This window comes from Streptomyces xanthophaeus (assembly GCF_000725805.1).
GTDB lineage: Bacteria > Actinomycetota > Actinomycetes > Streptomycetales > Streptomycetaceae > Streptomyces > Streptomyces xanthophaeus.
The window spans coordinates 1-8,419 of sequence record NZ_JOFT01000069.1 but is presented as its reverse complement, the minus strand read 5'-3'; the positions used below and the strand labels follow the sequence as shown (position 1 = coordinate 8,419).

7 protein-coding genes and 1 pseudogene are annotated in these 8,419 nt (G+C 71.2%); 3 read left to right on the top strand and 5 right to left on the bottom strand.

Annotated elements, in window-relative coordinates:
* Position 1: 1 nt before the first annotated feature.
* From IO30_RS40965 to IO30_RS0128745, 3 genes and pseudogenes are all read right to left on the bottom strand, one after another.
* Positions 2–1,151: pseudogene (locus tag IO30_RS40965) on the bottom strand (CofH family radical SAM protein).
* Positions 1,152–1,225: 74 nt separating this feature from the next.
* Complete coding sequence (locus IO30_RS0128750; protein ID WP_031147699.1) at positions 1,226–2,971, bottom strand: serine/threonine-protein kinase; 1,746 nt, start codon at positions 2,969–2,971, stop codon at positions 1,226–1,228.
* A gap of 176 nt (positions 2,972–3,147) precedes the next feature.
* Positions 3,148–4,011: a menaquinone biosynthetic enzyme MqnA/MqnD family protein gene (locus IO30_RS0128745; protein WP_031147697.1), complete on the bottom strand. Its 864-nt coding sequence runs from the start codon at positions 4,009–4,011 to the stop codon at positions 3,148–3,150.
* 260 nt (positions 4,012–4,271) lie between these two features.
* Between IO30_RS0128745 and IO30_RS0128740 the strand changes: the two genes are divergently transcribed.
* Positions 4,272–4,475 (top strand): cold-shock protein, encoded by a 204-nt coding sequence (locus IO30_RS0128740; protein WP_030012116.1) that lies wholly within the window; start codon positions 4,272–4,274, stop codon positions 4,473–4,475.
* Between the two features lie 215 nt (positions 4,476–4,690).
* Here IO30_RS0128740 and IO30_RS45635 read toward each other — a convergent pair whose 3' ends face one another.
* Complete coding sequence (locus tag IO30_RS45635; protein ID WP_031147695.1) at positions 4,691–6,415, bottom strand: lytic transglycosylase domain-containing protein; 1,725 nt, start codon at positions 6,413–6,415, stop codon at positions 4,691–4,693.
* Positions 6,416–6,648: 233 nt separating this feature from the next.
* Here IO30_RS45635 and IO30_RS0128730 point away from each other — a divergent pair, with 233 nt between their 5' ends.
* Together IO30_RS0128730 and IO30_RS0128725 are read left to right on the top strand one after the other, a co-directional pair.
* Positions 6,649–7,458: a thioredoxin domain-containing protein gene (locus IO30_RS0128730; protein WP_031147693.1), complete on the top strand. Its 810-nt coding sequence runs from the start codon at positions 6,649–6,651 to the stop codon at positions 7,456–7,458.
* A gap of 80 nt (positions 7,459–7,538) precedes the next feature.
* The gene (locus tag IO30_RS0128725) at positions 7,539–7,937 is read left to right on the top strand and encodes a hypothetical protein (RefSeq protein WP_031147691.1); all 399 of its coding nucleotides are present in this window, start codon (positions 7,539–7,541) and stop codon (positions 7,935–7,937) included.
* Positions 7,938–7,943: 6 nt separating this feature from the next.
* On the opposite strand, the gene IO30_RS0128720 is transcribed toward IO30_RS0128725, so the two are convergent.
* Positions 7,944–8,312, bottom strand: a complete 369-nt coding sequence (locus tag IO30_RS0128720; RefSeq protein ID WP_031147689.1) for a cupin domain-containing protein — start codon at positions 8,310–8,312, stop codon at positions 7,944–7,946.
* Between the last annotated feature and the right edge of the window lie 107 nt (positions 8,313–8,419).

Here is an 8,419-nt window from a genome sequence, read left to right as displayed (position 1 = left end):
GTCAGTTCGTCGCGATGAGCTTCAGTTCGGGGTGTGCGGTGCCGCCTTCGATGGCGGTGGAGGAGATGTGCGAGACCACGCGCTCGTCGGCCGGGTCGTTCGCCGGGTCCTCGTGCACCAGGAGGTGCTCGTACGTCGTCGCGCGCTGCGCCGGGGTCCGGCCCGCCTTGCGGATCAGGTCGATGATCTCCTGCCGGTTCGAACGGTGCTTCGCACCCGCCGAGGAGACCACGTTCTCCTCCAGCATGATCGAACCCAGATCGTCCGCACCGAAGTGCAGCGACAGCTGACCCGCCTCCTTGCCGACCGTCAGCCACGAACCCTGGATGTGCGCGATGTTGTCCAGGAACAGCCGCGCGACCGCGATCATCCGCAGGTACTCGAAGATCGTCGCCTGCGTACGGCCCTTGAGATGGTTGTTCTCCGGCTGGTACGTGTACGGGATGAACGCACGGAACCCGCCCGTCCGGTCCTGCGTGTCCCGGATCATCGCGATGTGCTCGATCCGCTCCGCGTTCGTCTCACCCGTGCCCATCAGCATCGTGGACGTCGACTCCACACCCAGCCGGTGAGCGATCTCCATGATCTCCAGCCACCGCTCCCCCGACTCCTTCAGCGGCGCGATCGCCTTCCGCGGACGCTCCGGCAGCAACTCCGCACCCGCACCCGCGAACGAGTCCAGACCCGCCGCATGGATCCGCCGGATCGCCTCCTCCGCCGACACACCCGAGATCTTCGCCATGTGCTCGACCTCCGAAGCACCCAGCGAATGGATCACCAGCTGCGGGAACGCCGCCTTGATCGCCGAGAAGTGCTCCTCGTAGTACTCCACCCCGTACTCCGGGTGGTGCCCGCCCTGGAACATGATCTGCGTGCCACCGAGCTCGACGGTCTCCGCGCAACGGCGCAGGATGTCGTCCAGATCCCGGGACCAGCCCTTCTTCGCATCCTTCGGCGCCGCATAGAACGCACAGAACTTGCACGCCGTCACACACACGTTGGTGTAGTTGATGTTCGCGCACCGCATCGGCCGCCTGGCCGAGCGCGTGCAACGGCGCATGCCGGTAGAGGTCGAGCGCCTCTTCCTTCGTGATCCGGCCCCCAGCGGCGGCGCGGTCGAGGACAGACTGGAGAGTGGTTTGGTCGGTCACCGGTGCGTCACCTTTCGGCGGTGTGTCAAGAGGTCCGGACCGAGCCAGCCTACGCCAGGGCCCGGCGGAGGAATTCAGGGGCTGCGGGTCAGATCGCCCTCGGGGTTCCCGGCCGGGCCGTCACCCGACGCGTAGTGCAGGGTCCCGTTCTCCTTGAGGGTGAACCGCTCGTCGGCGGAGCCGTTGGAGCAGATGCCGGGGGCCGGGTTCGGGCCGCCCGAGGTGTCCAGGACGAGCGAGCGGTCGGTGGCGGAGGCGAGCTTCCAGTCGCCGCTGCAGTCGGTCCCGAAGACGGGCAGGACCGACTTGTCCCGGGCCACGACCTCGCCGACCTTGCCGCCCCTGATGGTGATCTCGAACTCGCTGGGGACACCCATTCGGGCGGTGGTGACCGTGCCCTTCCAGGTGCCGACGAGCTCCTTGGGGACGTCCTGCCGCGTCCCCTTCGGGGCCCCGCCGCCCGGGGAGGTGCTCGGCTCGCCGCCCGGGGTCGCGGACGGCGGGCTCGCGGCGGGGGCCGGGGCGGAAGCGGAGGGCCGCGGACCGCCGTCGGCCATGTCCTGGCCCCCGTCACCCGTCCCGGGCAGCAGGCCCATCCCGTACAGCCCGCCGGACAGCAGCGCCAGCGCGGCGGCCGACGCGAGGACCAGGGTGCAGCTGAAGCGGCGCCCGGCGGCGGTCAGGCTCACCCGGCGGTCCTCCGGCGCGGTCCGAGGCTGCGGGACCCCGCCGCCGGGCGTCTGCGGGACCCCGGCTCCGGGCGTGTGCGCGGGCGGGCCGTACGGGCCGCCGCCGTTCGCGTACGAGGGGTCCGGCGCACCAAACTCCCCGCCGGGCACCGGCGCTGCCTGGCCCCCGTACGAGGGAGTGGTGAAGGGGACCGGGCCCGAGGGGCTCTCCGCCGCCACGGCGTCCAGGTCGAGCAGGGCCACCGCGGCCCGGCTGGCCTCCTCCACCAGGGCCGCGGGGAGCCAGCCCGGGACGAGCAGGGCCCCGTCCAGGGCCGCCGCGACGGCCTCCGGGGCGGGCCGGTCCGCTGCCCGCTTCGCCAGACAGGCCTCGATCAGCTCGCGCAGCGGCCCGGCCGGCACGGAATCGAGCTCCGGCGGCTCGTGGACCACCTTGTAGAGCAGGGTCGCCGAATTGTCCCCGCTGAAGGGGGGCCGCCCGGTCGCGGCGAAGGCGAGCACCGCACCGAGCGAGAAGACGTCGGCGGCTCCGGTGACCCCCTTGCCCAGGATCTGCTCGGGCGACATGTAGCCGGGGGATCCCACCGAGACCCCGGTCGAGGTGAGCGAGGCCGTTCCTCCCCCAGACTCCGTCCGGGGGGACCCCCAGGTCGCCCGCGCGATCCCGAAGTCGATCAGCCGGGGCCCGTCCAGGGTGAGCATCACGTTCGACGGCTTCACGTCCCGGTGCACCAGGCCCAGCGCGTGCACCGCCACCAGGGCCCGGGCCAGCCCGGCCCCGATCGCCCGTACGGAGGCCTCGGGCAGCGGGCCGTGCCCGGCCAGCGCCCGGTCGAGGGAGGGGCCCGCCACGTAGCCGGTGGCCACCCACGGCACCGGGGCCTCGGGGTCCGCGTCCAGCACGGGCGCGGTCCACTCCCCGCCCACCCGGCGGGCGGCCTCCACCTCGCGGCGGAACCGGGCCCGGAACTCCTCGTCGGCGGCGAAGTGCGGGTGCACGATCTTGACGGCGACGGTCCGCCCGCCCGCGCTGCGGCCCAGGTAGACGCGGCCCATCCCGCCCGCACCGAGCCGGCCGAGCAGCCGGTACGCGCCGATGGTCCTCGGTTCGCCCGCTTCGAGCGGCTGCATCCTGTCCCCCATCCCCCGGACGGCGGACCCTGCGCGGTCCGGCCAAGCAGCACCTTAGGCGGTGGGCGGGGGCTCAGGGGCGGATCACGGGGCGCGCCGATTCCATTCCGTATTCACCCCGGGCGAACGGAATACGAAAAGGAAGGGAATTGCCGGGAAAGGCAGCCGGTGCGCCCTTAGTGTTCCGGAACGGCCACGGGCAGGAGCTCCACGGCGACATCCGTCGGGTATCCCGTGGTCGCTCCCGTTCGGCGCGCGAATTCCCGTACGCCGGCCAGCTGATCGGGACCGAAGCGGAAGTCGAGCGTCGTGAAGTAGCGCTCCAGCAGCTCGGCGTCGAAGGCCTCCCAGCGGGCCGCCTGTTCGGCCACCTTGGTGACCTCCTCCAGGGAGAGGTCCCGGGAGGCGAGGAAGGCCTCGTGGACCTTCTGCACGACGGCCGGCTCCCGGGCGAGGTAGTCCTTGCGGGCGGCCCAGACGGCGAAGACGAACGGCAGTCCGGTCCACTCCTTCCACATCTGCCCCAGGTCGTACACCGTCAGGCCGAGCCGCGGGGCGTCGTGCAGGGCGGCCCGCAGCGCGGCGTCGCCGATCAGCACGGCCGCGTCGGCCTCCTGCATCATCACCCCCAGGTCAGGGGGGCAGGTGTAGTAGTCGGGCTCGACCCCGTACTGCTCGGAGAGCAGCAGCTGGGCCAGGCGCACGGAGGTGCGGGACGTCGAACCGAGGGCGACGCGGGCGCCGTCGAGCTGGTCCAGGGGAACCTGCGAGACGATCACGCAGGACATCACCGGGCCGTCGCAGCCGACCGCGAGGTCGGGGAAGGCGACGAGCTGGTCGGCGTTGCGGAGGAACTCGACGAGGGTGATCGGGGCGATGTCGAGCTCCCCCTCGACCAGGCGCTCGCTGAGCTTCTCGGGGGTGTCCTTGGTCAGCTCCAGGTCCAGCAGCGTGCCGGTTCTGGCCAGCCCCCAGTAGAGGGGGAGGCAGTTCAGGAACTGGATGTGGCCGACGCGGGGCCGGCTGCGATAGACGTCCACATCGCGAGACTAGCCCTCGGATCTCCCTATGCCTTCCAGCGGGTCACACGTCAGCGTTCCGGCGAGCCTCAAACGTCCGGGTGACGTGATCTTTCCCTCTGGTCTCGGCCGCAGGGTGCGTGCTAGGCTCGTCGCAAGTTGCAGTTTGGTTTCCCTTGCAGTACGAGGCCTGCGGAGAATGTGACCCGCAGGCTTTTGTAGTTTTCAGACTTCTTAGCAGGTTCTGGAGCAGGGCGACCCTTTGGCCCATAGGAGGGCTCATGGCTACCGGAACCGTGAAGTGGTTCAACGCTGAAAAGGGCTTCGGCTTCATCGCCCAGGACGGCGGCGGCCCGGATGTCTTCGTCCACTACTCCGCGATCAACGCCTCTGGCTTCCGCTCCCTGGAGGAGAACCAGACGGTGAACTTCGACGTCACGCAGGGTCCGAAGGGCCCGCAGGCGGAGAACGTCACCCCGGCCTAGTCGCCTGGGCCAACTCTCGCGGTTGGATAAGCAGTACCCAAGGAGCCCTGTCACCTCTGCGCAAGCAGAGCGGCAGGGCTCCTGCCTTTCCCCGCGCCCTTTCCCCGCGCCCTCCTCCCGCACGGGCGGGGCCGACGCGGACGAAGCCGCCCCCGGCGCCGTTTCCACGGCGCCGGGGGCGGCTTCGTCCGTCACGGGCAGGGCCCGGGTCGGGCCTACTTGGGCGGGTCCTGCGGGGCCGGGGCGGTGACCGGGGCCGTGATCTTGATTTCCAGGACCAGGCTCACGTTCTGCGGAGTGACCAGGCGCAGGAAGTACGTCCCCGCGGGCACGTCCTCGGTGAACAGCTCCGGTACGGCGATCTTCCCGTCGGCGCCCGTCTTGGGCAGCTGCTGGGTGAAGAGCTTCTTGCCGTCCGCGTCCCGGAAGTACGGACCCTTCGCCGTCGCCGGGTCCACCGGGACCCACTTGCCGTCCGCGTCCTTCACGACCAGGCCCGCGGTGGTCTGCGTACCCGCGACGGGCTTGCCCTTCTCGGTGGCCAGGACCTCGATGCCGGTGAGGCTCTTCCCGGCGACCGCTTCCAGCGGCTCGGTGCCGCCGGTGCGGGCCAGCAGGTCCGCGAAGGGCAGCGGCTTGGGGGTCACGGTGCCGGTGAACTTCACCGTGCGCACGCCCACCTTGCCGTAGGCCGAGGCCCGCACGGTGAACGTGCCGGCCTTGGAGCCCGCGGTGAGACCGGGCGCGGCCGCGGTGCCGTCGGCCCCCGCCTTGACCACCACGGAATCCTCGCCGCCGGCGAAGGCGGTGCCCGCGGTGGAGTCCCCCTCGACGGTGAAGACGACGTCATGGCCGACGGCGGGCTTGCCGTCGCTGAGGAGCACCTTGACCTTCGGATCCCGCGCGAACGGCGCCCCGGCCTCGGCCGTGAGCGCGCTGTCGCCGACCACCTCCAGCACGTCCAGCTGCGGAGCCGGCGGGACCGGCTTCTCCGGCTCGGTCGGCGGAGTGGTCGGGGGCGTCGTCGGCGGGGTGGTGGGCGGGGTCGTCGGGGGCGTCTTCGGCGGGGTGGTCGGCGGCGTCGGCTTGACCGGCTGCTGCGGGGTGACCGGGGCCTGCGGGGTCGGCAGGGTGCCCGGCGGCGGGGTCGGGTAGTTCCCGGCGGGCGGGTTCGGCACCTCGGTGGCGCCGCCCTCCTGGTACTGCCGCATGAAGCCCAGCACGGTGTTCACGTACTCGCGCGAGTTGTTGTAACTGAGGATCGCCGCGTCCAGCTTGGCCGGGTTGCTGAGGTCCTTGTCACCCGCGCACAGGTAGAGGCCGGCGCCCAGCGCGGCGTCGTAGATGTTGTTCGCGTCGCGCTTGCCGTCCCCGTTGCCGTCGGCCTTCCAGGTGGCCCAGGTGGAGGGGATGAACTGCATCGGGCCGAAGGCCCGGTCGAACTCGGTGTCCGCGTCCCACTCGCCCTTGTCCGTGTCCAGGATCTTGGCGAAGCCGTTGCCGTCGAGGCGCGGGCCGCGGATGGGCTTCTCGGTGGAGCCGTCCGCCTGGAGCCCGTAGCCGGAGGCGTGGACGGACTCGACCCGGCCGATGCCCGCGAGCAGTTGCCAGGGCAGCTTGCAGCCGGGGAGCGCGGCCGCGACCGACACCTCGGCGCGACGGTAGGCGTCGAGGGCCGTTCCGGGTATCCCGCTGGCCCCCTCGGCCGTACCGGCACCCGCCGGATCGGGCACCTGCGGGTCGGCGACCTCCACGGGGAGGTCGAGCCGGGCGTCTCCGCGGTCGGTGGCCTGCGGACTGTCCGGGGTCGGCCCGGACTCGCCCGCGTCCGCGGTCGACGGTGTGGTCACCACCGCGGCCGTGGTCAGGCTGGCCGCGAGTGCGGCCGTGCACAGGACCTTGCGCGAGGTACTGACGAGGTGACGGTGAAGCGGCTTCACAGTGCGGCGATCCCCCCAAGGCGGCTGTCGACGTCGACAGCCGGACGAGCCGTGAATATCCCCTGTCTATCAGGTATTCGACTTCGACTCGCCGCTCCCCCAGCAGATGTGACGCACCATTCGTCTCGTCTTCACCCGGGCCCCACGACCCGTCCGTCCGAGGACCTTCGCCCATGCCCGGATCACCCCAAAGTCCTCTGGTTTCACCTGATTCACTCCTTACGCTGGTGTCCATGGCGAGTACCACGAAGAGCAACCAGCGCCGCGAGGCCCGCGACCGGCTCCGCGCGGAACGCGAGGCACAGGCGCGCCGCACGCAGCGGCGCAGCCGCCTGCTCATCGGCGGGGCCGTCCTCGCGGTGCTCGCCGTCGCCGCCGGTACGGGGATCTATGCGACGAAGTCGGCCGGACCGGGCGACGACGAGGCCGCGGGCAAGCCATTCGTCCAACCCGCCCACACCGAAGGCAAGGACGGCATCGTCGTCCCGTACGGCAAGGCCGACGCCCCGCACACCCTCACCATCTGGCTGGACCCCCGCTGCCCCTTCTGCGCGGGCGTCGAACAGGGCCTGGGCCCCACCATCAGGGAACAGGCCGACGCCGGCGCCTACCGGGTCGAGTACCGCTTCGCGACCTTCCTGGACGGGGCCCTCGGCGGCGGCAAGGGCTCCAAGCGCGCCCTGGGCGCCCTGGGCGCTGCGGCGAACGAGAGCCCGGGGAAGTTCATGGACTACCTCCAGGTCCTCTTCGCGAACCACCCGGAGAAGGAGACCGACGACAAGTTCGCCTCCACCTCCACCCTCCTCGCCCTCGCGGACCAGGTCCCGGGCCTGCGCACGGCCGCCTTCAACCGGGCGGTCAAGGAACTCACCTACATGCCCTGGGTGGACAAGGTCGGCCGGGCCTTCTACGACGAGGACATCAACGGCACCCCCGCGGTCTTCATCGACGGCAAGAAGATCACCGTCAACTCCGGGGACGGCATCAAGTCCGTGACCCCGGAGGCCTTCAAGCGGCTGATCGCCGAGAACCAGAAGCCGTAGGCGACCCGGACGCCGCCGCTCGGACTGCTGATTCCGGCTGCTGATCCTGGCTTCTGATTCCGGCTGCTAATTTCGGCGGCATGAGAGCACTGGTGTACGACACGGCCTTCCGCGAGAGCGCCCGCCGCAAGCAGGCCTGGGGCTTCAGCCTGCTGGCCGCCGCCGCCGGGATCTGGCTGTGGATCGCCTGCCAGCTGCTGCTGCCCTTCAGCGCGGAGGGCCGCGACGACGCGAACTGCGAGTCCCGCGTCTTCTACACGAAGCACAGCGAACGCAACCGCCCCTACGAGGACTACGCCGCCGCCGAGGGCACCCGCTGCGACTCCGAGCGCGACTGGGCCGGCCTGCTCGCCCTGCTGCTGCTCTCCCTGCCGACCGCCGTCGTCGGCACGGTCCTCTACACCTCGGGCAGCACCGGCCACCGCCTCAGCGAACACGCGGCGGAGGTCAACCGCCTGACGGAGCTCCCGCAGGGGTGAAGGGGCTCAGCCCGATGCCCCCGCCTTGATGTGGTCGATCACCTCGGCGAACGGCCCCGTCGGCGAGAAGTCCACGTACTCACAGTCCTCAAGCGCCTCCGGAACGTGACCGGCGGGCCAGTAGAAGGCCTCACCCGCCTCGTACACCTCGTCCCCGTGCGGCGTACGCATCTTCAGGCGCCCCTTGAAGAGGTAGCCCCAGTGGGGGCACTGACACATGTCCCCCGGCAGCCCCTTGACCGCGGGGCCCATGTCCGCGCCTTCGGGCAGCCGCACGAAGGCGACGGTCATGTCCCCGCCGAGCTCCTTCATCCGCAGCTCCACGCCGCCGCCTTCGATCGCGACAGGAGCACCGTCACGCGTCGTCGCCACCATCACTCCTCCGCATCCGGCCCACCAGGAGGACCTGAGAAGAACCCCGACCCCGACCCCTCCAGCCTGAGCCAGGTCGGGGGCGGGCGCGACATGGGGGGGGGGATGGG

What these genes read in the sequence shown, in the direction of transcription:
- IO30_RS0128730 (WP_031147693.1), top strand. Translation starts at nt 6,649, where the DNA reads ATGGCGAGTACCACGAAGAGCAACCAGCGCCGCGAGGCCCGCGACCGG.
- IO30_RS0128720 (WP_031147689.1), bottom strand. Translation starts at nt 8,312, where the DNA reads ATGGTGGCGACGACGCGTGACGGTGCTCCTGTCGCGATCGAAGGCGGC.
- IO30_RS0128750 (WP_031147699.1), bottom strand. Translation starts at nt 2,971, where the DNA reads ATGCAGCCGCTCGAAGCGGGCGAACCGAGGACCATCGGCGCGTACCGG.
- IO30_RS0128740 (WP_030012116.1), top strand. Translation starts at nt 4,272, where the DNA reads ATGGCTACCGGAACCGTGAAGTGGTTCAACGCTGAAAAGGGCTTCGGC.
- IO30_RS0128725 (WP_031147691.1), top strand. Translation starts at nt 7,539, where the DNA reads ATGAGAGCACTGGTGTACGACACGGCCTTCCGCGAGAGCGCCCGCCGC.